The following is a 23355-nucleotide window of genomic DNA, read 5'->3' on the forward strand; positions in this document are numbered from 1 at the left end:
TCTTAGGTTGTTAGCTACGTCCGCCCAGGGTGCCGCGCAAGACCGGTCCGATCTTCGCCAGCGGCAGTATCATTTGCGCCGCGTCCAGTTCCGCCGCCGCGCGTGGCATGCCGTACACCGCGCTGCTGGCCTGGTCCTGGGCGATGGTGGTCTGGCCGGCGCGCCGCATGGCCAGCAGGCCTTCGGCGCCGTCGCGCCCCATGCCGGTCAATAGTACACCAATCGCTTCGCCTTTCCAGTGCTGGGCCACGCAATGGAAGAAGACATCGACCGAAGGACGGTAGGCATAGTCCTTCGGATGGGCATCGTAACGCAAGCGCAGGTTTTGATCCAGCGTCAGGTGGTCGTTACTCTTGGCGATCAGGATGGTGCCGGCTACCAGTTCATCGCCTTCTTCGGCGGAGCGCACCGGCATCTCCAGCTGCTCGCCCAGCCAGCGCGCGAAGTTGTCGGCGAAGTGCTGGTCGATATGCTGCACCACCACGATGGCGCAGCCGCGCGGCGCCTTCCAGCCGGCCAGCAGCTTGGACACCGCTACCGGGCCGCCGGTGGAGGCGCCGATCGCCAGCAGCGCGGTGACCTTTTCGGTCTCCGGTTCATTGCTGGCATTGCCGTTGCCGCCGGCGTTGGCGGCGCTGCGCGGCAGCATGGCCTGGTTGCCACCGCTGTGGCGTATCAGCTTGTCCATGGTGCGGATCTTGGCCAGCAGTTCGGCGTCGCCGCCCGGCTGGCCTTGCAGCACCGGCGTGGCGGTGACGTCCAGCGCGCCGGCGCCCAGCGCGCGGAACACCTGGTTGACGTTATCCTGCGGGCGGCCGGTCACCACTAGGATGGCGCATGGGCTTTGCTCCATGATCTGGCGCGTGGCTTCCACGCCATCCAGCTCCGGCATGTTGAGGTCCATCAGGATCAGGTCCGGGCGGCTGTCGGCCGCCATGCGCACCGCCTCGGCGCCGGTACGCGCGATCCACAGCACCTGGTGCTCGGCAGTGCTGGCGACCACGCGGCGCAGCGCTTCGGCCGCCATGGCGACATCGTTGGCGATGGCGATCTTCATCTACGGGCGTCTCCAATCAGGTCACTGACGGCGTCGAGCAGCGTCTCGTCGTGGAAGCTGCCCTTGGTCAGGTAGTAGTCGGCGCCGGCCGACAGTCCGCGTGCGCGGTCCTCCGGCCGATCTTTATAGGACACTATCATGACCGGTACTTTATGCAGGTGTAAATCTTTTTTAATTAAGGTTACCAGTTCGATACCATCCATGCGCGGCATGTCGACGTCGGTGATTACCAGATCGTACTCGCCGCTGCGCACCACGTTCCAGCCGTCGATGCCGTCGATGGCGATATCGACCAGGAAGCCGCGGCTGAGCAGCAGCTTGCGTTCCATCTCGCGCACGGTAAGCGAATCGTCGACCACCAGGATGCGCTTGGTCTTGCGGCGTTCGGCGGCGTCGGACTTGGCCAGTTGATGCAGGCCGCCCTCGTGCAGCAGTTTGTCGATCGACAGCAGCAGGTCCGGCACGTCGAGGATCAGCACCGGGTCGCCGTTGTCCAGCAGCGCGGCGGCGGAGATGTCGCGCATCTTGCCGAAGATCGGATCGATCGCCTGCACCGCCAGGCTTTGTTCGCCGAGGATGGCGTCCACCACTAGCGCATAGCGACGCGCGCCGGCGCCGATCACCACCACCGGCAGCTCGCTGCCTTCGGCGCTGGTGTCGCCCAGTTCCAGCACCTGCGCCGCCGAAACCAGCCCCAGATGCTCGCCGCCGAAGTCGAAGAACTGCTTGCTCTCCAGCGTGTGGATGGCCGTTTGCGGCACCTTGAGCACGCGCTCGACCTGCACGATCGGCACCGCGTAGGCCTCGCCCTTGACGTCCACCACCAGCGCGCGCACGATCGATTGCGTCAGCGGCAGCGTGATGGAGGTGCGGAAGCCGACACCCAGTTCCGACTCGATGCGCACCGTGCCGTTCTGCGAGCGGATGGTCTCGTGCACGATGTCGAGGCCGACGCCGCGGCCGGAGATTTCGGTGATGTTGTCCTTCAGGCTGAAGGCGGGCAGGAACAGGAACTCCATCAGCTCCGCCGGCGACATGGCGGCCGCCATCTGCGCCGGCGCCATTTTGCGTTCGATCACGCGGGCGCGGATTTTTTCCAGGTCGACGCCCTTGCCGTCATCGCTGATTTCGATGCTCAGCATGCCGGCGCGGTGGCGCGCTTCCAGCACGATGGTGCCGGTGCCCGGCTTGCCGGCGGCGGCGCGGTCGGCCGCGCTGTCCATGCCGTGGTCGATAGCGTTGCGCAGCATGTGATTGATCGGGCTTTCGATCTTGGCCAGGATGTCGCGGTCCACCAGCGTGTCTTCGCCGACGATGTGCAGCTGGACGTCCTTGCCCAGGTTGCGCGAGAGGTCGCGCACCATGCGCGGAAAATGCTGCACGCCGTCGCGGAAGGGACGCATACGCATGGTCAGGACTTCGTCCACCATGCCTTGCGAGACCGCCAGAAGACGGCGTTCGTAGGCTTCGATGTCGGCGATGTGCTCCAGCACGAACTGCTTGAGTGGATGGGTCTTTTGCAGCGCCAGCAGCGACTTTTCTTTGAGGCCGGCGTCGGTGCTGTTGGAAATGGCTTCGTGCAGCTGCTCGATCAGCGAGAACAGGCTGCTCTGGTTGCGCTTGAAGCGCTGCAGGTTCTGCACGAAGGGATGCATCTGGTGCGCGTTGATGCGCGACTCGCTGGCCAGCGACAGCAGCTTGTCGAAGTTTTGTGCGTGCTTCATCGGCGCCACGGTGCGGCGCTCGTGCGCATCGTCGGCGGGGGCTGAGGCGGGAGCAGGCGGCGCCAGCGCCTCGCCGTCATTCCGGCGCACGCCGGAATCCATGCTGAGCGGATTGTCAGGCGTTCTGTGGGCCGCAGCGGCGGACCGTCCGTCATTCGCCGGAACGACGGGCGGTGAAAAATCGATCGGTTCGGGCAGGAAGGCGATGGTGCTGATCGAGTCCATGGTGCGCTTGATCTGTTCACCGTTGGCGGCCAGCCAGCCGTCTACTTCTGCGTCCTGAAGACGCGACAGCTGCAGGATCAGATCGACGCCGGCCAGCAGCACATCGACGCGGTTGGCGCTCAATGCCAGTTTGCCGTTTTGCGCGGCGATGAAAGCGTCCTCCATGCCGTGCGCCAGTTGCACCACCACTTCCAGGCCGACGATGGAGGCCGCGCCCTTGATCGAGTGCGCGGCGCGCATCATCGATTCGACTGCGCTGGCGTCGTCCTTCAGGCGTTCCATCGCCAGCAGGCCGTCGGTCAGTATCTGGGTCTGGCTATCGGCCTCCATGCGGAACAGGTCCAGCATGGAGAACTGGCTCAGGTCTCCGTTGTTATCCACGCTCATCGCAGGGTCCTCGCGAGTTGGTAGCCGATCAGCGCTTCGTCCAGCATGCCGATGCGCATGTCGTCATGCGTGATGACGCCGGTGAGGAAGCGCGACAGGCCTTTGTTGATGGTGGCGGCAGGCGCCTGCACGCTGGCGCTGGCGTAGCGCAGGATGCCGTGCAGATCGGCCACCGGCAGCGCGTAGGCCTGGTCTTCCCATTGGGTCAGCAGCAGGCGCGCGAAGGTATGGCGATGGGTGGCCGCTTCGCCTTCGCTGTCGTCGATGCCCAGCAGAGCGGCCAGCGACATGCACGGGTACAGCGTGCCGCCGACGTTGACGATGCCGCTCAGGCCACGCGAGGCGCGGTGCGGCAGGCGGTGCGGCGTGGCGATCGGCGCCACCGAGACGAACATGCGGGTCGGCAGCGACAGCCATTCGCGGCCGATGCGGAACACCAGGCAGGAGCTGTCCTGCTGCTGGCCGCTGGTGGCGGCCTGGCGGAAGTGCGCGGCCCAGTCTTTCTTGTAGCTGTCGCCGACCGGGCGTTGCAGGTTCTGCTGCGCGGCGCTGGCATAAACGTCGCAGTTGCGGCAGTGGACGAACTGCTCCAGTTTCTCGCAACTCTGGTCGCCATTGACGCCGATGACGTTCCAGCAGTCCTGGACGTCGATGGTGGCGGGGAGGTGGTTGTGCTCATGGTTTAGCGCCTTCAGGATGCTTGCTGGCGTTTGTAGATGCGGGCGGCGCGCGCCTTGAGTGCGGCGGCGCCGCTGGCGTCGTTATTGGCTTCGGCCAGTAGCGCCAGGTGGCATAGTGCTTCGTAGTGGTCCGGCTGCAGATAGATGCAGCGCTTCCAGTAGTCCTCCGCCATCTTCGGTTTGTTGGTCAGCTCATTGAGCAGGCCGAGGATGAAGTAGGCTTCGGCCGATTCCGGATGCTGCGCCAGATGGTCGCGGCAGTGCTTCTCTGCGGCCTTGACGTCACCCAGGTCGGCCAGGCGGCGCGCGGCGGCCAGCAGGTCGGCGGCGGCTGCCGGCGGCGCGCCAGGCGCGGCGGTCGGTGTCACTGCTTGACGCGTGGCCGGCGCGCGGCTGCGCAGCGGCGGCAAGGGCAGTGGCGTGGTGGTCGGCAGCGAAGGCGGCGAGGCGATGCTGCGAGCGGCAGGCGGTGGCGGCGCCTTGGCCGGCACGCGCGGCGCATGCGGCACGCGCGGCAGCTTGGCCGGCGCGGCGCTGTCCTTCAGCAGTCCGAAGGCCTGGTTGTACGACAGCGGCGTAAAACCATGCTGGCAGAACGACGGCACCTCGGCATAGCCGGCGAACAGTTGGCCGTCATCGGCCAGCAGCGCGCGCAGCTTGCCGATGGCGGCTTTGGTGGTCGGCTTGTCGAAGTAGATCAGCAGGTTACGGCAGAACACCACGTCGTAATAGCCGGTACGCGCCGACAGGTCGAACTCCAGCAGGTTGCCCTGCTTGAAACGCACCTGCTGGCGGATGCTGTCGTTGACGCGGTAGTCGCCGTCGCCGGCGCTGGTGAAATGAAGGTCGCGGAACGCCAGGTCCTGCGCGCGGAAGGCGTTGCGGCCGTAGATGCCGCTCTTGGCGCGCGCCACGCAGGTCGGGCTGATGTCGAAGGCGTCGACCATGAAGTTGGCGGCCGGGATGCCGGCGTCGGTTAGCACCATGGCGATGGTGTACGGTTCTTCGCCGCCGGCGCAGGGAATCGACAGGATGCGCAGCAGCCGGCCGGGCTCCGTCCCCAGCCGCGCGCGCACGAATTCGGTCATCGCGGCGAACGCCTGCGGGTCGCGGTAGAACCACGATTCCGGCACCACCACCAGTTCCACCAGCGCGGTCATTTCCTCCGGCGTCATCTGCCGCAGGTACGCTTCGGCATCGGCCGCCGCGGTTTGCTCCATGCGGTTCTTGATGGCGCGGTCGACCACCGCCTTTGACAGATTCAGGCCGGTGGCGGCGCGCAGCAGGGACTGGGCGGGCGTCATGCGTGGTTGTCCGTCGACTGGAACAGCAGCGCGCGCAACTCGGCCGGCAGCAACTGGTCCAGTTCCACCAGTTGCAGCATGCCTTGCGCGTCGCTGGCCACCTGGCCGAGGAAAGGCGCGGCCTGCACGCCGCTGTCACGCAGCTGGTCGTCGCGCACCTCCTGCACGCCCAGCACGCGCTCCGCGCGCAGCCCCAGTTGGTGGTGTGCGCCGTCCGGCGCCACGTAGTCGGCGACGATGATGCGGGTGTCAAAGTGGTCGGCGCCGGCCGGCAGGCCGCCGGCGCGGCATAAGTCGATCACCGGCACCGAGACGCCGTGCAGGTCCATCAGGCCGGCCACGCTGTCCGGCGCCAGCGGCAGCTGCTTGAGTTCCAGCAGCGGCAGCACGCGCACCACATCGCGCAGGCGAAGGCCGTAACGGTCGGCGCCGATGTGGAAGACAAGGAGTTTCATCGTATCTGCTCCGCCGGTCCGCTTACACCGCAACCGCGAAGTTGGCGACGCTGGTCTGCAAATCGCCGGCCGCGTACTGCAACTGGTGCACCGCTTCGCTGGTGGCTTTCAGCGATTCCACCGTCTGCTGGGTGGCGTCGTTCAGCTGCATCATGGTGGCGGTGATCTGCTCCGCGCCGACAGCCTGCGACTGCATCCCTTGCAGCACCACGTCGAACTGCGGCGCCAGTTTCTGCACCTGGTCCATCACGCCCGACAGCTGGTCGGTCACCTGGCGCACTTCGCCGACGCTGCGGCGGATCTCCTCGGAGAATTTGTCCATGCCCATCACGCTGGCCGACACCGCCGACTGCATCTCCTTCAGCATCTGCTCGATGTCCCAGGTGGAGACCGAGGTCTGATCGGCCAAACGACGGATTTCGGTGGCCACCACAGAGAAGCCACGTCCCGCTTCGCCGGCCTTTTCGGCTTCGATGGCGGCGTTCAGGGACAGGATGTTGGTCTGATCGGCCACCTTGGTGATGGTAATCAGCACGCTGTTGATGTTGGAGGCTTTCTCCGACAGCGCGGCCAGCTTGGCGTTGATCGAGTCGGTGGCCGAGACCATGTGCTGCATGGTGCTGTCCATGCGACGCAGGTTGTTCTGAGCGTCGGCGGTGGCGCTGGTGGTGTAGTCGGCCACCGCGGTGGCGTCTTCCATGGTCTTCAGCAGCTGCGAGGTGTTGGCCGAGATTTCCTTGGTGGTGCTGAGGATTTCGACGCTGGTCTGCGCCTGCTCGATGCCGGTGGCTTCCTGCTGCTTGGCCGAGGCGGCGATTTCGGTGGCCGAAGTGGTGACCTGGATGCCGGCCTTCTGCACGTTGTTCAGCAGCCCGCGCAGATTGTCGAACATGCGGTCCAGGCCTGCGGCCAGGCGGCCGATGGCGTCGTCGCCACTGACGTCGATCCTGCCGGTCAAGTCGCCGGCGGCGGCTTTCGACACCACGCCCAGCAACGAATCGACCTTGGCGCGCAACGCGTTGGTGTCGGCCAGTTCCCTGGCCTGGTTGTCCTGGATCGATTGCGCCATGCGATTGAATTCGGTCGACACTTCGCCCAGTTCATCGGCCGACAGTACCTCTGCGCGCGCCGCCTGGTCGCCGGCGGCGATGCGGTTGACCGCGTGGGTCAGGTTGTTCAACGGCGACAGCAGCGCGCGCACCAGCAGCCAGGCGACGCCCAGCGATAGCACCACGCAGACCAAGCCGCCGCCGGTCAGGATCATGCGCATCGATTCCTGCAGGCGCTCGGAGGCGAGCGAGCGCTCCACCAGCAGGCGCTTCTCTTCGGCTGCCGCGTCGTTCATGAATTTATAAATCTCGGCGATGCCGGAGCTGGTGGCGTTGGCCAGTTGCGGCGTGCGGCCCATGGCGTCGGCGGCGCCGGGCTTGTCGCCCAGCTCCTGGCGCATCTTGAGCTGCGAGGTGATGACTTCACCGCTCCAGACGTTGATCATTTGTTCCAGCTTCTTGAAGCGGGTCACCTGCACCGGATTGTCGGCGGTGAGCTTTTGCAGTTCGCCGATGGATCCCGGCAGGTCGCTCATCTCCTTGCGCGTGCGTTCCAGCCGGATTTCGGTGCCGGTCAGGTAGTAGCCGCGCGCTTCCACCTGGACTTGCAGCAGGTCGTTGCGCAGCACGTCGATGGCCTGGATCACGTCCATCGTGTGGCGGTCCCACGCATTGGCTTCGGACAGGCTGCTGAAGCGGTTGTAGGCGATGGCCAGCAACACCAGGATGATGGCCAGAATGGTGCTAAAACTGAGGTACAGCTTCTTCTTGATGCTCAAGTCATTAAACATTTTTTCTCCAGGGCTGGCGGGGACCAGATTGCAAGCGGCATTTTCCCACACCGGCCAGATTTAAGGTGTTGTCAGGCCGCGACCGAGAAGGTGGCGACGCTGGTCTGCAGGCCGCCGGCCGCGTACTGCAACTGGTGGACCGCTTCGCTGGTCGATTTCAGCGACTCCACGGTCTGCTGGGTGGCGTCATTCAACTGCATCATGGTTTCGTTGATCTGGGCAGCGCCGACGGCTTGGGACTGCATGCCCTGTAATACCTGATCGAATTGGGGAGCTAACTTTTGTACCTGGTCCATCACGCCGGACAGTTGATTGGTCACCTGGCGCACTTCGCCGACGCTGCGGCGGATCTCTTCGGAGAATTTGTCCATCCCCATGACGCTGGCGGAGACGGCCGACTGCATTTCCTTGAGCATCTGCTCGATGTCCCAGGTGGAGACGGAGGTTTGGTCTGCCAGCCTGCGGATTTCCGTGGCGACGACGGAAAAACCGCGTCCCGCCTCGCCGGCCTTTTCGGCCTCGATGGCGGCGTTCAGCGACAAGATGTTGGTCTGGTCGGCCACTTTGGTGATTGTAATCAGAACGCTGTTGATATTGCTAGCTTTTTCCGACAATGCCGCCAGTTTGGCGTTGATCGAGTCGGTCGCCGCCACCATGGTCTGCATGGTGCCGTCCATGCGCTGCAGATTGCCCTGGGCGTCGGCGGTGGCGTGGGTGGTGTAATCGGCCACCGAGGTGGCTTCTTCCATGGTGCGCACCAGCTCCGTGATGTTGGCTGAAATCTCCTTGGTGGTGCTGAGGATTTCGACGCTGGTCTGCGCCTGTTCGACGCCGGTGGCTTCCTGCTGCTTGGCCGAGGCGGCGATCTCGGTGGCCGAGGTGGTGACCTGGATGCCAGCCTTCTGCACGTCGTTGATCAGCCCCCGCAGGTTGTCGAACATGCGCGCCAGGCCGTCGGCCAGCTGGCCGATGGCATCGTCGCCATGCACCGTAATCTTGCCGGTCAGGTCGCCGGCGGCGGCCTTCGACACCACCGCCAGCAGCGCATCGACCTTGGACCTGAGCAGGTTGGCGGCGGCCAGCTCCTTGGCCAGGCTGTCCTGGATCGCCTGCGCCATCTGGTTGAAGGAGACCGACATCTGGCCCAGTTCATCGCGCGAGGTCACTTCCACGCGCGCATCCTGTTCGCCGCCGGCGATGCGTTCCACCACCGCCGCCAGCCGGCCGATCGGCCCGCCCAGCGCCTGCAGCAGCAGCGCGCCGATGATCAGCGCCAGCACCGTGCATACGCTGCCGCCCAGGATCAGCAGCAGCATCATCGATTCCGACAGGTCGGCCGAGTTCTTGGTGCGCAGCGCCAGCAGGCGCTTTTCTTCGTCGCTGACTTCGCGCAGCAGCTGGCGCACGTCGGCGATGGTCTTTGCGCCATTCAGCACGTCGGCCGATGTCGCCACCTGCTGCGATACGCCGACCTGCTTGTTGAGCGCGCGGCGTTTTTCCAGCAGCGGATGGATCACGTTGTCGATCCAGTTCTGCATCAGGGGGCCGAGCCGTTTGAGGCGTTCCTGCTGGCCGGGGTTGTCGGCGGTCAGGCGCGTGATCTCGTCCAGATGGTGGCGCACCGCCTCTTCCTCGCCGCTGATCGGCGCGGTGGTGCTTTCCTCGCCGGTCAGCATGAAGCCGCGGGTCGAGGTCTGGATCTGGATCAGCGAGGTTTCAATCTGCCCGGCCTCGAGCAGCACCTGCATGGTGTGCAGGTCCCATGTGCTGGCGGCGGAAAGCTTGGTGAAGTTGGTGTAGGCGAGAGCCAGCAGGATGACGATGATGGCGACGATGGCGCCGAATCCTGTGGCGAGTTTTTTCTTGATACTGAGGTTCTTGAACATGCTGGCTCCACTCCCGATCAGGACGTTGAACCAATGTATCAAAAAAATGGCCGCTCAGCGAGCGGCCATTGCTATCACGCGGTATTGACGACGTTATTGGCCGCGTTTCAGGCGCGCGTTGGCGGCAATGCGCATGCGCAGGGCGTTCAGTTTGATGAAGCCGCCGGCGTCTGCCTGGTTGTAAGCGCCGCCGTCTTCGTCGAAGGTGGCGATGTTCATATCAAACAGGGAGTCGGTTTTGGAGTCGCGCGAGACCACGATCACATTGCCCTTGTACAGCTTGACGCGCACCCAGCCGTTGACGGTGGATTGGGTGTGGTCGATCAGGGCTTGCAACGCGACGCGCTCCGGCGCCCACCAGTAGCCGTTGTAGATCAGCGAAGCGTAGCGGGGCATCAGGTCGTCCTTGAGGTGGGCCACTTCGCGGTCCAGCGTGATCGACTCGATGGCGCGGTGGCCTTTGAGCATGATGGTGCCGCCCGGGGTTTCGTAGCAGCCGCGCGACTTCATGCCGACGTAGCGGTTTTCCACCAGGTCGAGACGACCGATACCGTGCTTGCCGCCCAGGCGATTCAGTTCGGTCAGCACGGTGGCTGGCGACATGCGCACGCCGTTGATGGCGACGATGTCGCCTTTTTCGTATTCCAGGTCGATGTATTCGGCTTCGTTCGGCGCCTGCTCAGGGCTGACGGTCCAGCGCCACATCGATTCCTCGGCTTCGGCGCTTGGGTTTTCCAGGTGACGGCCTTCGAATGAGATGTGCAGCAGGTTCGCGTCCATCGAGTACGGCGCGCCGCCGTTCTTGTGTTTCATGTCGATGGCGATGCCGGCGTCTTCCGCGTACTTCAGCAGTTTTTCGCGCGACAGCAGATCCCATTCACGCCACGGAGCGATCACTTTGACGCCCGGCTTCAGCGCGTAGGCGCCCAGCTCGAAGCGCACCTGGTCGTTGCCCTTGCCGGTGGCGCCATGCGAGATGGCGTCGGCGCCGGTCTCGTTGGCGATTTCGATCAGGCGCTTGGCGATCAGCGGACGGGCGATCGAGGTGCCCAGCAGGTATTCGCCTTCGTACACGGTGTTGGCGCGGAACATCGGGAACACGAAGTCGCGCACGAATTCTTCACGCACGTCGTCGATGTAGATGTTCTCTGGTTTGATGCCGAACTTGAGCGCCTTGGCGCGTGCCGGTTCCAGTTCTTCGCCCTGACCCAGGTCGGCGGTGAAGGTGACGATTTCGCACTGGTAGTTATCCTGCAGCCATTTCAGAATGACGGAGGTGTCGAGGCCGCCCGAGTAGGCGAGGACTACTTTTTTAATATCGCTCATGCTAGTTCCAAGTGTGTGTTGAATTTATTCGTATCGGCGCGCGGGTTTAGATGCGGCCGAGTAGCAGATACTCGATCAGCGCTTTTTGAATGTGCAGACGATTTTCCGCCTCGTCCCATACCACCGATTGTGGGCCGTCGATGACCTCGGCCGCGACTTCTTCGCCACGGTGGGCCGGCAGGCAGTGCATGAACAGGGCGTCCGGCGCGGCGCGCGCCATCTTGGCGCTGTCGACGATCCAGCCGTCGAAGGCTTTCAGGCGGGCGGCGTTTTCTTCCTCGTAGCCCATGCTGGTCCAGACGTCGGTGTTGACCAGGTGCGCGCCTTCGCAGGCGTCGGATGGGTTGTCGAAGAAGGTGTAGCGGTCGGTCGAGACCAGCGACATGTCCATGTCGTAGCCCTTCGGCGTCGACACGTTGACGTGGAAGCCGAATACCTCGGCCGCCTGCAGCCACGAGTACAGCATGTTGTTGGCGTCGCCCACCCACGCCACCGTCTTGCCGGTGATCGAGCCGCGGTGCTCGTAGTAGGTGAAGATGTCGGCAAACACCTGGCACGGGTGATGTTCGTTGGTCAGGCCGTTAATCACCGGCACGCGCGAATGGGCGGCGAAACGCTCGATGATGTCCTGGCCGAAGGTGCGCACCATGATGATGTCGCACATGCGCGACATCACCTGGCCGGCGTCTTCCACCGGTTCGCCGCGGCCCAGTTGCGAGTCGCGCGTATTGAGGTAGATGGCGGCGCCGCCCAGCTGGTGCATGCCGGCTTCGAACGACAGGCGGGTGCGGGTCGAGTTCTTTTCGAACACCATCACCAGCGTGCGGTCGATCAGCGGGTGATAGATCTCGTAGTTCTTGAACTTGCGCTTGATGAGGTGCGCGCGTTCGATGACGTACTCATACTCGTCCAGCGTGAGGTCGGAAAACTGCAGGTAATGCTTGATCGGTTTTTGGATGGGCATAATAACAACTGACAGAATGGCTACGGCTTAGCCGAACAATTATAAAGGCAATTCGGCGAGTAGGGCTAATTACCGCAGATTATCCTGTCTATACAGGCACTTAGCTGTGGTAGTCCGGACGCGTTTGGCACTCTGTCAGTTGGGATTCAGACCGCCTTGCGCGAACGGCGGCGGGCGACCACGCCCAGCATGCCGAGGCCGGCCATTAGCATGGCGTAAGTGTCGGCTTCCGGCACGGCGCTGACGGTGATGTTGGCGTCCGGCGCGAAGTCGGCCAGGCGGCCCAGGCCCTGCACGCGGTTGTCGATCGACCACACGGTCCAGGTGTAGTCCTTGAAGGCCAGGCCCTTGGACGGCAGCAGCGCGGCCGACACGGTGGAGAAGATCTGGTTGCCGACGATGTGGGTGTTGACGGGGGTGGCGCCGATGCTGCCGGTGCCGTCCGCGCGCAGCGTGACGGTGGAATTGAATGTCACGCCGGGCAGGCCTACCGAGGCGAACGGCGCGTTGGTCGAGCCACCGACATCGAGGCCGAACACATAGGCGGCGCCGGCCACGCCGGCGATCGGGCCGGCGGTGGTGGTGCGGAACACGAACTCGTTGCTCGCGGCGTTGTAGGCAACATCGGCCGACAGTACATCGAAGGCGGCGTCGTGGCTGCCGGTGTAGACCGACAGGAAATCGTTGGGGGCGTCGGTGACGGCGTAGGCATTGGCTGCGGCGACGACGCCGGCGACGGTGAGCGCTTTCAGAAGCAGTTTTTTCATGTCAGTTATCCGGGTTATGGTTGTAGGGAGCGCGCCTGGGCACGCAAACCGTGTATTCCCGATAACATTCGAAAGGTTCAAATAAATTTACATAAGTGGTAACTTTAGTAAAATCACTCAGGTGTTCAATCGATCGCTAAGGGCGAGGTGATTGGACTGAGATTGGCTGGTACCCGCCAAAAGCAGACCAAAGTTTTATTGAAGCATGACATGCACTTTGCCACTATCCTAAGGAACTGAATGAATAAGCCGTGGTTTGGTCCGAAGCGAATTGGGGTTGGCATCTCTCCTGTGAGTTGGGAGGGATGGATTTGTGCGTTGGTTTTTATTGCTCTATTGGCCGCGCTACCTGCCATTTTTCAGATGCACAAGTTTTGGTTGTCAACTGTTGCTGTATGTGCAGTGCCCGCATTTTGTTACGTCATCTACAAAACATATGATGGTAAGCGCGAGAGTTAGGCAGATAATCGTGGCGAGGCTGGTGACGGCCAAGACAGGACATCATTTCGGAGGTAGCAGGGATGTTTATTGCTGAGTTAGCGCTTCATCTAATAGGTGACGTGCTCTTTTACAGCACGGGACGGCTCACACTTCTGACCTTGTCTCTAGGCCGCGTTCGGCCAATAACTCTGACGCAACTATGGCTAGTAAAGTCTGAGAGAGAACTCGCTATACAAATTTATTATGAGATTATAGCCGTGCAATTTCTTGGCATGGTGGTTATCGCCACTATCGCTATAGTTGCGGTACTCCTTTATCAATAAGCGTAGCCGTAGCCTTGGTTGAGTTCGGCCAATAGCTGCCAGAAACTTATATGGACAGATTAACGTGAAAATGAAATTATTCAGCCTTAGCGCTTTGGTGTTGTGCACATCTGTCGCCGTGAACGCGGCCGAAAGCGGCGACGTGAGTACCATGGCTGTCGCCAAGGGATTTGTGGGCGCTCTACAGCATCAACGCTTCAGGGACGCTGCATCGATGTTCGCACCTGGGGAGGTGGGAGATATTGAAATCATCGAGCAAAATTTAAGGAAAATTGATGATCGCCTTGGAGGATTTTCGACAATCCGTCCTATTGCAACCCTCCCTGACGGAAAGAGTGTCAAATTGGAGATTGCGTCACATAGAAGCCCTGCGTCGAGAGTACAGAAGTTTATTCAGATTAGATATGCCTCCACCGCCAGTGATGGACAACCTGTGTTTTACGAATTGAACCTTGCGCCTAACAGCACGCTCCCCCAGATTCTATCACTCGGGGTGCATTTCCTTTCAGAGGATGCACGTTCATCGAAACACGCGAATCAGATCGTAGCTGCATTCAACGATTAACGCCGGCGTCAGAGTGCGGCACACGGCGACAACCGGCCACTCGAACGGCCAGAAGCTGACGGAGAATTTAACATTGAATTTGGGACGTTAATGGAGATAGCAATCAAGATCGGTAAGTGTTGTTTGCTTCTACTGATCGGGATGTCGATCGCTATTCTATGGGTGTATTGCCACGGATTTTTGCCTCATGAGCTTTATGGCGGCAAGGCGATCAATCCCGATGCTGAACGGCTTGGTGGCATGATTACGCTTGCGGTCCTCTTTGCGGCCCCAGCTTGGCCAGTTAACCGATTGTTTCCAACTCGCACGGTTTTAGCTTCTGCGATAGTTGGGTGGATACCCTTGGCTTTATCTTTGGCTCTTGCGTACCAAACAAACATGGCGGTGAACTGCGCACTCTCAATAAATCTGGCGACTGTCGAAGGCGTGCTATGCTGGTTCGTAATTATCTTAGGTGCTTGGATTGTTAGAACAATATCGAAACCGCGTTTGTAGAACAGTCCAAAATCGGCCAGAAGCTGCCTTCTAAATAATCGAACTATCCAAGAAAGAAATTGCAATGGATATTCATGAGGATCCAGAGGTGAGCAAAGCAGAAAAAGTAACGCGCTTCGGTTGTGGCGCATTACTCGGTTTTATTTTTGGGCTCTATATTGTGGTTAAATATTCGTTTGATTCTATTGGATGCACTGTGGCTGTCATCATTGCCGCCATCTGTACCTGCGGATATCTTGCGTTGAAGTATGGCGACGAATTCTGGTATTCGATTTTTGATCGAGGTAGGTAACGCTCTGCCTTATGCAATGAGGCGGCTTCAGGCAGCAGTAGGCCAGAACCGGCCAGTCGAATATTATAGGAACTGTATGAATGACAGCCAAGATGGCTTGAATAATCGGTTCAAAGCCTATGGCTCAAGCAGTGTAGTCGCAGTTGTCCTTGGGGTAATTGTTGCATTTCTATCACTGACGCCTTCAAATTTTCAGGGGTTTGTCATACTTGGGTTAGTATCCTTGATATTCATATCTTTTGGGAGCGGCCTAGGACTCTACTGCTGGCGACTGCTTTACTTGTCTCGGAAGCTCCGTCTGTCCTTATGCGCTTACGTATTGTCTAAACGCTGTATAACGCTCTAATTCGCTCTAAAACGGTAGAGATCATTCTAAAACAAAATTTGCAGCCTTTATTTCGTCTATTTTTCGCCTAGGTTTTAGAACGATTTCTAGCGAAATAGAGCGTTCTCTAATCGATTTAGAGCTTTTTAAGGTATTTGAGCGTTGGCAATCAGGGGTTCCCTACATCCTGCTCAATGGTAGATGTGGCTGGTCGAGGGCAGTTTGTTCTCGGGCGCGGTGAGCGGCAGGTCGAGGGTGAAGGTGGTGCCGTCGCGGGAACTGTGCACGGTGATCAGGCCGCCCATCAGCGAGGTGACGATGTTGTAGCTGATCGACAGCCCCAGTCCGCTGCCGCCCTGGCCCAGCTTGGTGGTGAAGAAGGGATCGAAGATGCGCGACATGTGTTCGGGCGCGATGCCGCCGCCGTTGTCGCGGAAGCTCACCTGCACCCGGCCGTCGACCGGCGCCTGGGCGCGCAGCCACATGCTGCCGCTGCCGCCGGCCTTGCCGGCAAACGCGTGCAGCAGGGCGTTGTTGATGAAGTTGGCGATCACCTGACCATAAGGGCCGGGATAGCTGTCGAGCGAAATCGTCTCCGGCATGTCCAGCTCGATGCGGTGGCCGGCGGCGCGGATGCGGTTCATCATGGTCGCCACCACTTCCTGCGACACCTGCGCCAGGTTGAAGTCACGCCGCTGTTCGGTGGTGCGGTCGACCGCCACCTGCTTGAAGCTGTTGACCAGGTTGGCCGCGCTGGTCAGGCCGCGCATCACCAGCTCGTGCGCCTTGCGCGCGTCTTCCAGGTAGGCGGCCAGCGCCGAGCGTTTCAGGCCGCTGCCGTTCATCTGCGCTTCCAGTTCTTCGGTCTTCTGCACCAGCGTGCTGGCGATCAGCAGGCTGTTGCCGATTGGCGTGTTCAGCTCGTGGGCGACGCCGGCCATCAGCGCGCCCAGTGCGGCCAGCTTTTCCTGCGACACCAGCTGCGTTTGCGCGTCCTTCAACTGGCGATAGGCTTCGGCGTTGTCCAGCGCAATCGCGCCATACGCGCACAGGGTGCGGAAGATCAGCCGATGGCGCTCGCCGTAAGCATTGGCCATGGTGCTTTGCACGGTCATCACACCGAGCGTGCGTTCGCCGACGCGCAGCGGCACGTACAGTGCGCTGACCATGATCTGGGTGCCTGGGGCCAGGAAGATGTCGTCCGGGCCGGCGTTGGGGACGTAAATCTCGCTGCGCTCGCGCAGGCTGCGGGCGGCGTTGGCGCGCGGGTTGGCGACGTCGATGGTGTTACTGGCCAGCGGCTGGCCGTTTTCTATGCCGAACACGCGGCTGATGGTGTCGCAGCCGGGATCGCACAGGTAGATCGCCAGCGAGTTGGCCGGCAGCAGCGCCTGCACGTGGCGGTGCAGCGCCTGGAACACGGCGCCGGCATCAAGGTGGGTGGTGATTTCCTGCCCGATCGCCGACAGCCGTTCCAGGGTGGCCTTGGTCTGTTGTAGCAGGTCGACGCGGCGCGCTTCGGCGGCCGCCAGCTCGCGGTGATGGAAGCCTTCGGCGCGCGCGTGCTCGGTCTGGTGCTGCACCTGCATGGCGATGGCGCGGTTGGTGGCGTCCTGGCTGTGGGTTTTTGCGCGCGCCGCGGCCGCCTGCTGGGCGGCGGCGTAGGCTTGCTGGTAGTCGCCGATGTGGGCGTATTCGCGCGCCAGCGCTTCGTGCAGGTCGGCCGGCAGTGTGTAGCCGTTGATGTGGCCGGCCACCGCCAGCGCCTGGTGCAGGAAGTGCAGCGTGGCGTTGGGTTCGGTCATGCCGGCTGGCGGCGGCAACTGGTGGCGCAGGTGGATCAGCGACATCACGCGCAGCGCGGCGACGTGGTGGTAGCGGTCGGCCTGGGCTTGCGCCAGCTCGGCGGCCTGCACCGCCATCGCCAGCGCTTCCTGCGGACGGTCGAGGAAGCACAGCGCGTGCGCCTGACCGCGCCGGGCGATGCTCTGGAAGTCGGCGTGTTGCAGCGCGTCGCCGCGCACACCCAGCTGGCGGAAGGCGTCCAGCGCGGTCGGATAATCGCCCTGGTCGAGCGCCAGGTCGCCCCGGTATTGCAGCGCGGTGGCATAGCTGCGCGCGCCGGCCAGCGGTGCCAGCAGCTCTACCGCTTCCTGCAGCAGCGCGGCGCTGGCCTCCAGCCGGCCGAGGCGGCGCATGCTGTCGGCGGTGTGGGTCAGGCAGGCGCCGATGCTGCGCGGCCAGCCGGTCGGCCGCGCCAGGTCGAGCGCGCTTTCCATCCATTCCAGCGCCGCTTCGTGGTCGTTCAGCGCGGTGAAGTCGAGGCCGATGTTGATGGCGGCGGTGATGGCCATGCGCAGCTGGCCACTCTCCAGCGCTGCTTCGTAGCAGTGCAGGTAGTGGCCGGCGGCGGCGCCGAAATCGCTGGCCTGGCTGGCGGCGATGCCGTAGTAATCGTAGATCCAGCTGGCGACGCCGGGCTGGTTTTCTTCCGCCGGCGTGAAGCGTTGCGACCAGCGTTCTTGGGCACTGGCCAGGTTGCGCAGCACTGCCCAGCGGGCGTTGACGGCGTCGGCGATCGCGCAGCGTTGCAGGTCGCCGCCGGCGCGGGCGATGGCCGCCGTCTGTTCCAGTTCGGCTTCGGCGGCGACATGGTCGCCGCGGTCGATGGCGATCCAGGCACGTAGCCAGTGGGCGTCGGCGTCGCCGGCGGCCAACTGCAAGGCGGCGCAGCGCTGGCCAGCCTGTTGCGCGAGGTCGTCGGCGGCGTCCAGCTGACCATTCAGCCAGGCCGCTTCGGCGCGTACCAGTTGCAGGCGGGCGCTGTGGGCGTCGCGTTGTTCAGTGGGGAGGGCGGGGACGGCGCTGGCCAGCAGCGCTTCGGCTTCGGCCGCCAGGTGCAGCGCGCGCGGCGTGTCCCGCTGGCGTAGATGCCAGGCCAAGGGCAGCAGCAGCGACAGACGCGCCGGACCACGCAGCGGCGGCAGGGCGGCCTCCCACTCGGCTAACGCGTCGTCCAGCGCAAACATGTCCATCGGCTTCCCCAGGATACTTGCTCCAAGGCATTATAGACGCAAGCTTGTTGTTAATACAGTGTTTGTGATGACTCGTGCAACAGCTGGCCGTACAGGGTGTGGCGCATCTTGGCGATCTTGCCTTCGGCGACGGCGTCCAGCACCGCGCATTGCGGCTCGATCAGGTGGCGGCAATTGTAGAACTTGCAGTGACCCAGGTATGGGGCAAATTCTACAAAGGCGCGCTCCAGCATGCCCTCGCTCAGATGGTAGAGGCCGAACTCCTGGAAGCCGGGCGAATCGATGATCGACGAGGCCGGGCCCAGGTCGGGCAGCGTGTACAGGCGGGTGAAGGTGGTGGTGTGCTTGCCGGTGTCGAGTGCGGCGGAGATTTCGCGCACGGCGATGTCGGCATCCGGCACCAGCAGGTTGATCAGCGACGACTTGCCCATGCCGGACTGGCCGATCAGGATCGACGACTGGCCGGCCAGCAGCGGCCGCAAGGTGGCGACCGCGTGTTCCGGCGCGGCGGTGGCCGAGACTTCATGCACCGGGTAGCCCAGGTTGGCGTACAGCTGCACCCGCTCGCGGGCGCGCGGCAGGGCGGCGGCGACGTCGGTCTTGTTGAGGATCAGGTGCGCCTTGATGCCGGCCGCTTCCGCCGCCACCAGCGAGCGCGACACCAGGTCGTCGGTAAAGCCCGGCTCGGTGGCGACCACGATGAACAGTTGCGTCAGATTGGCCGCCAGCAGCTTGGACTTGTACTGGTCCGAGCGGTACAGCAGCGTCTGGCGTTCCTCGATCTTGTCGATCACGCCCTGGTCGGGCGAGGTCATGGTGATGTGGACGATGTCGCCCACCGCCACATTGGTCTTCTTGCCGCGCGTGACGCACTGCAGCTTGACGCCGTCCGCTTCCGCCAGGTAGTGGCGGCCGTGGGCGGCGATGATGATGGCGGTGCGCTGCTGGTTCGGGGCGTCGCTCATGCCGGCACCGCCGCTTGCTGGTACAGCGCGTCGGCCTTGGCGGCGCAGATGAAGTCGTTGTCGGTCAGGCCGTGGGCGGAGTGGGTGTCGTAGCGGACGACGCAGGTGTTGTAGGTGACGGTCATTTCGGGGTGGTGGTCTTCAGTGTGGCTTACGTATGCCAGGGCGTTGACGAAGGCCATGGTGCGATGATAATTCTTGAAGGCGAAGCTGCGCGTCAGGCGGCCGTGGTCGATCGTCCAGTCCGGCAGCAGCGCTTGCAGTTGCGCGGCCGCGCCGGCGTCCAGCGCGGCCGTGCGGGGACGGCAGCGGGCGGCCAGCAGGTCAGCGCGGGTGGTCATCATGACGCCGCCAGGTTCAGTTGACGGATGCGCACGCTGGCCGGCGGGTGCGAGTCGTAGAAGGCCGAATGCAGCGGATCGGGCGTCAGCGTCGAGGCGTTATCTTCGTACATCTTGACCAGCGCCGACACCAGGTCGCGCGCATCGGTATGCTTGGCGGCAAACGCATCGGCCTCAAACTCGTGCTTGCGCGAACCCAGCGACGTCAGCGGGTTGAACAGGAAGGTGAATACCGGCAGCACCAGCATGAACAACAACAGCGCCATGGCGTCGTTGCCCTGGCCCGGCAGCAGCAGCGGGTTGACGCCCAGGCCGTCGTAGAACCACGGCTGGGTCTTCAGGTAGCCCAGCAGCGCCAGGAAGCCCAGCGAAATCGCGAACATCATGCTGATGCGCTTGATGATGTGTTTCAGCTTGAAGTGGCCCAGCTCGTGCGCCAGTACCGCCTCGATTTCCTGCGGTTGCAGGCGCGACAGCAGGGTGTCGAAGAAGACGATACGCTTGTTGGCGCCGAAGCCGGAGAAGTAGGCATTGCCGTGGGCGCTGCGCTTGGAGCCGTCCATCACGAACAGGCCCTTGGAGGCGAAGCCGACGCGCGTCATCAGCCCTTCGATGCGGGCTTTCAGCGACTGGTCTTCCAGCGGCGTGAATTTGTTGAACAGCGGCGCGATCACGGTGGGGAACAGCACCATCATCAGCAGCTGGAAGCCGCTCCACACCACCCAGGTGTACAGCCACCACAGGTCGCCGGTCTGGTTCATCAAGGTCAGCACCACCCACGCCAGCGGCAGGCCGATGGCCGCCGCCAGCAGCGAACCCTTGATCAGGTCGCCGAAGAACAGGCCCTTGCTCATCTTGTTAAATCCGAAACGCTGCTCCAGGCCGAATTGCTTGTAATAGTCGAACGGCAGGTCGATCAGGCCGGAAATCAGCGCGAACGCGGCCAGCAGCGCCAGCTGGTAGACCATGCCGGGGCCGGTCGCCTGGAAAATCTGCAGCGACAGCCATTGCAGCCCGCCCAGCAGCGTAAAGCCGACCAGCACCACGGTATTGACCATCAGCGTCAGCAGGCCGTATTGGGTGCGGGCGATGGTGTAGTCGGCGGCCTTCTGATGGGCAGCCAACGGTATCTTTTCGGCAAATTCCGCCGGCACGGCGCTGCGGTGCGCCAGCACATGACGGAGTTGACGCGACGCCAGCCAGAAACGGACCAGCAGCGTCAAAATAATGAAAGATACGAACAAAATCGAAAACGCGAGTGAATACATTCTGTGCCTGTGAGAAAATGGCAGATTCGGATTAATTTAGCCAAGAGAAGAGAATTATGTCACAAGCTACTGATTTGCCAGAAGGTTCCGCCGCTGTACCCGCCGCGCCACGCCCGAATGAATTCAACCTGGTGTGGGTGGACATGGAGATGACCGGCCTGGAGCCGGACACCGACCGCATCATCGAAGTGGCGGTGGTGGTCACCGACATGCACCTGAACGTGCTGGCCGAAGCGCCGGTGTTCGCCATCCACCAGTCGGACGAAACCTTGGACAAGATGGATGCCTGGAACCGCGGCACGCACGGCCGTTCCGGCCTGACCGAGCGCGTCAAGGCGTCGACTGTGACCGAAGCGCAGGCGGAAGAAGAGCTGATCAAGTTCATGAAACTGTGGGTGCCGAAGGGCAAAGCGCCAATGTGCGGCAACACCATCGGCCAGGACCGCCGCTTCATGGTGCGCTACATGCCGAAGCTGGAAGCGTTCTTCCACTACCGGAATATCGACGTCTCGACGCTGAAGGAACTGGGCAAGCGCTGGAAACCGGAAATGGTCAGCGGCTTCAAGAAAGCCCAAAAACACACCGCGCTGGCCGACATCATCGAGTCGATCGAGGAACTGAAGTACTACCGCGAGCATTTCATCAAGCTGTGATGATCCGCCGTCTGCTGCTGGCGCTGGGCGCCTTGGCCGCCGCCGGTGCCGTTCACGCACAGGCGCAGGAGTTCGGCTACAAGGACTGGGCCGGCGCCTGCGACAACACCCGCCATTGCGAGATCGTGGGCTATCAGCGCGAGGAGGCCGAACTGCCGGTCACGCTGATGCTGGCGCGCGACGCCGGCGGCAGTGCGCCGGTGCAGGCGTGGCTGATGGCATTATCCGGCGACGGCGAAGCCGCCAACCTGAGCATCCGCGCCGGCAATGTCGTCATCCAGGGCATTAATGGCGTGCTCAAGCCGGAGCAGATCGCGCGCCTGCTGCCGGCGCTGAAGAAAGCCGACACGGCCAGCGTCACCGACGGCAAGCAGCAGTGGGAACTGTCCTTGGCCGGCCTCAACGCGGCGCTGCTGAAGATGGACGACCTGCAAGGCAGGGTCGATACCGCGACCGCGCTGGCGCGTCCGGGCAGCAAGCCGGCCAGCAGCGTACCGTCCGCGCTGCCGGCGCCGCTGCTGCGCGCCGCGCCAGTCGCGGCGACCCGCGCCAGCGATGCGGCGCTGCTGCCCAAGCTGCTCAAGGCGCTGCCGGCCAACGATTGCCAGGACGGCCCCGGCGCCGACGCCAGTCTGCGTCATCAAGTCGTGCGGCTGACGGGCCGTCAGGTGTTGCTGTTCGTCGAGTGTGTACGCGGCGCTTATCAGTCTTCCTACGCGTTGTGGCTCGCCAACGACAAGCCGCCGTATGCACCACAGGTGTTGCCGCTGCCGTTGCCCGGGGGCGAGCGGGACGACGCACCGATGGAACCGGAATTCAACAGGGGCGTGCTGCATACCTACGGCAAGGGCCGGGGGATAGGCGACTGCGGCGACGCCACCGAGTGGCTGTGGACGGCGGACGGCTTCCAGCTGCTGTCGGCGACCCGGGCGCCGATGTGTCGTGGCATGCCGGGCGGCGGCTTTCCGCTGCGGTTGTGGACGGCCAGGCGCTAGCAAGCGGGCTGTGATGCTGCGTTAAGCATGGGCGCGACGCTGTGCGCGGCAGGCGATGGCGGTGGCGTGGCGCACGGTAGCGCGCTTGCTGCTGGGCTAGAGTAGCCTGTCGCCTTCCACCCTGATTGCCTTCCATGTCCCGATCCTCCCTGATGTTGCTGTTGGCATTGCCGCTGTTGCTGCTGGCGCTGGCCGCCTGCTCGCCGTTGACGACGCTGAACGCCTTGTCGCCAGGCGGTGCTTCCGAACGTACGCTGGACCTGGCCTATGGCGACGGGCCGCGCCGCAAGCTGGACGTCTACCGCCCGCGCGAACTGCCGGCTGGCCAGACGACAGCGCCGGTGGTGGTGTTTTTCTACGGCGGCAACTGGGTGGCCGGCGAGCGCGGCGACTATGCGTTTGTCGGCCGCGCGCTGGCGTCGCGCGGGATCGTGGCGGTGATTGCCGATTACCGCCTGTATCCGGAAGTCAGTTACCCCGATTTTCTCAAGGACGTGGCGCAAGCCGTGGCGTGGACGCGCCAGCACGCCGCGCAATACGGCGGCGATCCGCAACGCCTGTTTGTCATGGGGCATAGCGCCGGCGCGTACAACGCGGCGATGATCGCGCTCGATCCGCGCTGGTTGGCAGAGCAGGGCATGGCGCAGTCGGCCTTGCGCGGCTGGATCGGCCTGGCCGGGCCTTACGACTTTTTACCGATAGAAAACCCGACCACCAAGCCGGTGTTTCACTTTCCTGGCACGCCGCCAGAGTCGCAACCCATCCGTCACGTAACGGCTGCAGCACCGCCAGCGTTGCTGATTGCGGCGCGCAGCGACCGCCTGGTGGACCCGGCGCGCAATACCGGCCGTCTGGCCGCCGCGCTGCGGGCCCAGCACGTGCCGGTAACGGAGCTGTACTACGACCGCGTCAGCCATACCACATTGGTGGCGACGCTGGCGGCGCCGCTGCGCTGGCTGGCGCCGACGCTCGATGATGTCGCCGCCTATGTGCAGGCGCCCCCTGCAAAATAAGCGGCAGCGGTGACGCCGCGCCGCGCGAA

The 23355-nt window shown here is 63.1% G+C and carries 20 protein-coding genes; 6 read left to right on the top strand and 14 right to left on the bottom strand.

All coding sequences use genetic code 11. The annotated features are described in order from the left end of the window. Nucleotides 1–10 precede the first annotated feature (10 nt). From cheB to HH213_RS30215, 10 genes are all read right to left on the bottom strand, one after another. On the bottom strand, nucleotides 11–1057 hold the full coding sequence (cheB, locus tag HH213_RS19900) for a chemotaxis-specific protein-glutamate methyltransferase CheB (protein WP_110849921.1): 1047 nt from the start codon (nucleotides 1055–1057) through the stop codon (nucleotides 11–13). Next, a complete protein-coding gene (locus HH213_RS19905; RefSeq protein WP_169113385.1) occupies nucleotides 1054–3393 on the bottom strand; it encodes a hybrid sensor histidine kinase/response regulator in 2340 nt (779 codons plus the stop codon). The genes cheB and HH213_RS19905 overlap by 4 nt, the downstream gene beginning before the upstream one ends. Further along, complete coding sequence (locus tag HH213_RS30210; RefSeq protein WP_229263072.1) at nucleotides 3390–3830, bottom strand: chemotaxis protein CheW; 441 nt, start codon at nucleotides 3828–3830, stop codon at nucleotides 3390–3392. Before HH213_RS30210 ends, HH213_RS19905 begins: the two co-directional genes overlap by 4 nt. Before the next feature lie 254 nt (nucleotides 3831–4084). Continuing rightward, nucleotides 4085–5377: a CheR family methyltransferase gene (locus tag HH213_RS19915; RefSeq protein WP_169113386.1), complete on the bottom strand. Its 1293-nt coding sequence runs from the start codon at nucleotides 5375–5377 to the stop codon at nucleotides 4085–4087. Then, nucleotides 5374–5832 carry a chemotaxis protein CheW gene (locus HH213_RS19920; RefSeq protein WP_169113387.1) on the bottom strand — a complete coding sequence of 153 codons (459 nt, stop codon included), beginning with the start codon at nucleotides 5830–5832 and terminating at the stop codon, nucleotides 5374–5376. The genes HH213_RS19915 and HH213_RS19920 overlap by 4 nt, the downstream gene beginning before the upstream one ends. A 22-nt stretch (nucleotides 5833–5854) precedes the next feature. Further along, nucleotides 5855–7672 carry a HAMP domain-containing methyl-accepting chemotaxis protein gene (locus tag HH213_RS19925; protein WP_110849916.1) on the bottom strand — a complete coding sequence of 606 codons (1818 nt, stop codon included), beginning with the start codon at nucleotides 7670–7672 and terminating at the stop codon, nucleotides 5855–5857. Between the two features lie 71 nt (nucleotides 7673–7743). Beyond that, nucleotides 7744–9558 (bottom strand): methyl-accepting chemotaxis protein, encoded by a 1815-nt coding sequence (locus HH213_RS19930; RefSeq protein ID WP_169113388.1) that lies wholly within the window; start codon nucleotides 9556–9558, stop codon nucleotides 7744–7746. A 93-nt stretch (nucleotides 9559–9651) separates the two neighbouring features. Then, nucleotides 9652–10884 (bottom strand): argininosuccinate synthase, encoded by a 1233-nt coding sequence (locus tag HH213_RS19935; RefSeq protein ID WP_169113389.1) that lies wholly within the window; start codon nucleotides 10882–10884, stop codon nucleotides 9652–9654. A gap of 46 nt (nucleotides 10885–10930) precedes the next feature. Then, nucleotides 10931–11848, bottom strand: a complete 918-nt coding sequence (argF, locus tag HH213_RS19940; protein ID WP_110849913.1) for an ornithine carbamoyltransferase — start codon at nucleotides 11846–11848, stop codon at nucleotides 10931–10933. A gap of 146 nt (nucleotides 11849–11994) precedes the next feature. After that, a complete protein-coding gene (locus tag HH213_RS30215) occupies nucleotides 11995–12615 on the bottom strand; it encodes a PEP-CTERM sorting domain-containing protein (RefSeq protein WP_229263073.1) in 621 nt (206 codons plus the stop codon). A gap of 828 nt (nucleotides 12616–13443) precedes the next feature. Here HH213_RS30215 and HH213_RS19950 point away from each other — a divergent pair. The 3 genes from HH213_RS19950 to HH213_RS19960 all read left to right on the top strand — a co-directional run bounded on the left by HH213_RS19950 (nucleotide 13444) and on the right by HH213_RS19960 (nucleotide 14731). Next, nucleotides 13444–13944: a hypothetical protein gene (locus tag HH213_RS19950; protein ID WP_169113390.1), complete on the top strand. Its 501-nt coding sequence runs from the start codon at nucleotides 13444–13446 to the stop codon at nucleotides 13942–13944. Nucleotides 13945–14034: 90 nt separating this feature from the next. Beyond that, a complete protein-coding gene (locus HH213_RS19955; protein WP_169113391.1) occupies nucleotides 14035–14439 on the top strand; it encodes a hypothetical protein in 405 nt (134 codons plus the stop codon). A gap of 64 nt (nucleotides 14440–14503) precedes the next feature. Next, nucleotides 14504–14731, top strand: a complete 228-nt coding sequence (locus tag HH213_RS19960; RefSeq protein WP_169113392.1) for a hypothetical protein — start codon at nucleotides 14504–14506, stop codon at nucleotides 14729–14731. A gap of 516 nt (nucleotides 14732–15247) precedes the next feature. Here HH213_RS19960 and HH213_RS19965 read toward each other — a convergent pair. From HH213_RS19965 to HH213_RS19980, 4 genes are read right to left on the bottom strand one after another with little or no spacing between them, the layout of a single operon-like run. Further along, nucleotides 15248–18091, bottom strand: a complete 2844-nt coding sequence (locus HH213_RS19965; protein ID WP_169113393.1) for an ATP-binding protein — start codon at nucleotides 18089–18091, stop codon at nucleotides 15248–15250. Nucleotides 18092–18141: 50 nt separating this feature from the next. Next, nucleotides 18142–19056: a ribosome small subunit-dependent GTPase A gene (rsgA, locus tag HH213_RS19970; RefSeq protein ID WP_110849908.1), complete on the bottom strand. Its 915-nt coding sequence runs from the start codon at nucleotides 19054–19056 to the stop codon at nucleotides 18142–18144. Then, nucleotides 19053–19400, bottom strand: a complete 348-nt coding sequence (locus tag HH213_RS19975) for a 4a-hydroxytetrahydrobiopterin dehydratase (protein ID WP_169113394.1) — start codon at nucleotides 19398–19400, stop codon at nucleotides 19053–19055. The genes rsgA and HH213_RS19975 overlap by 4 nt, the downstream gene beginning before the upstream one ends. Next, entirely contained in the window at nucleotides 19397–20665 is a 1269-nt protein-coding gene (locus HH213_RS19980; protein WP_169113395.1) for a M48 family metallopeptidase, read from the bottom strand. The genes HH213_RS19975 and HH213_RS19980 overlap by 4 nt, the downstream gene beginning before the upstream one ends. A gap of 56 nt (nucleotides 20666–20721) precedes the next feature. On the opposite strand from HH213_RS19980, the gene orn reads away from it, so the two are divergent. The 3 genes from orn to HH213_RS19995 all read left to right on the top strand — a co-directional run bounded on the left by orn (nucleotide 20722) and on the right by HH213_RS19995 (nucleotide 23326). Next, nucleotides 20722–21318 (top strand): oligoribonuclease, encoded by a 597-nt coding sequence (orn, locus tag HH213_RS19985; protein WP_110849905.1) that lies wholly within the window; start codon nucleotides 20722–20724, stop codon nucleotides 21316–21318. Further along, complete coding sequence (locus HH213_RS19990) at nucleotides 21318–22313, top strand: DUF1176 domain-containing protein (protein ID WP_229263074.1); 996 nt, start codon at nucleotides 21318–21320, stop codon at nucleotides 22311–22313. The genes orn and HH213_RS19990 overlap by 1 nt, the downstream gene beginning before the upstream one ends. Before the next feature lie 134 nt (nucleotides 22314–22447). After that, nucleotides 22448–23326, top strand: coding sequence for an alpha/beta hydrolase (locus HH213_RS19995; RefSeq protein WP_169113396.1), 879 nt, complete (start codon nucleotides 22448–22450; stop codon nucleotides 23324–23326). Nucleotides 23327–23355: the final 29 nt, after the last annotated feature.

Origin of the sequence: Duganella dendranthematis, assembly GCF_012849375.1 — a bacterium.
Lineage (GTDB): Bacteria > Pseudomonadota > Gammaproteobacteria > Burkholderiales > Burkholderiaceae_D > Rugamonas > Rugamonas dendranthematis.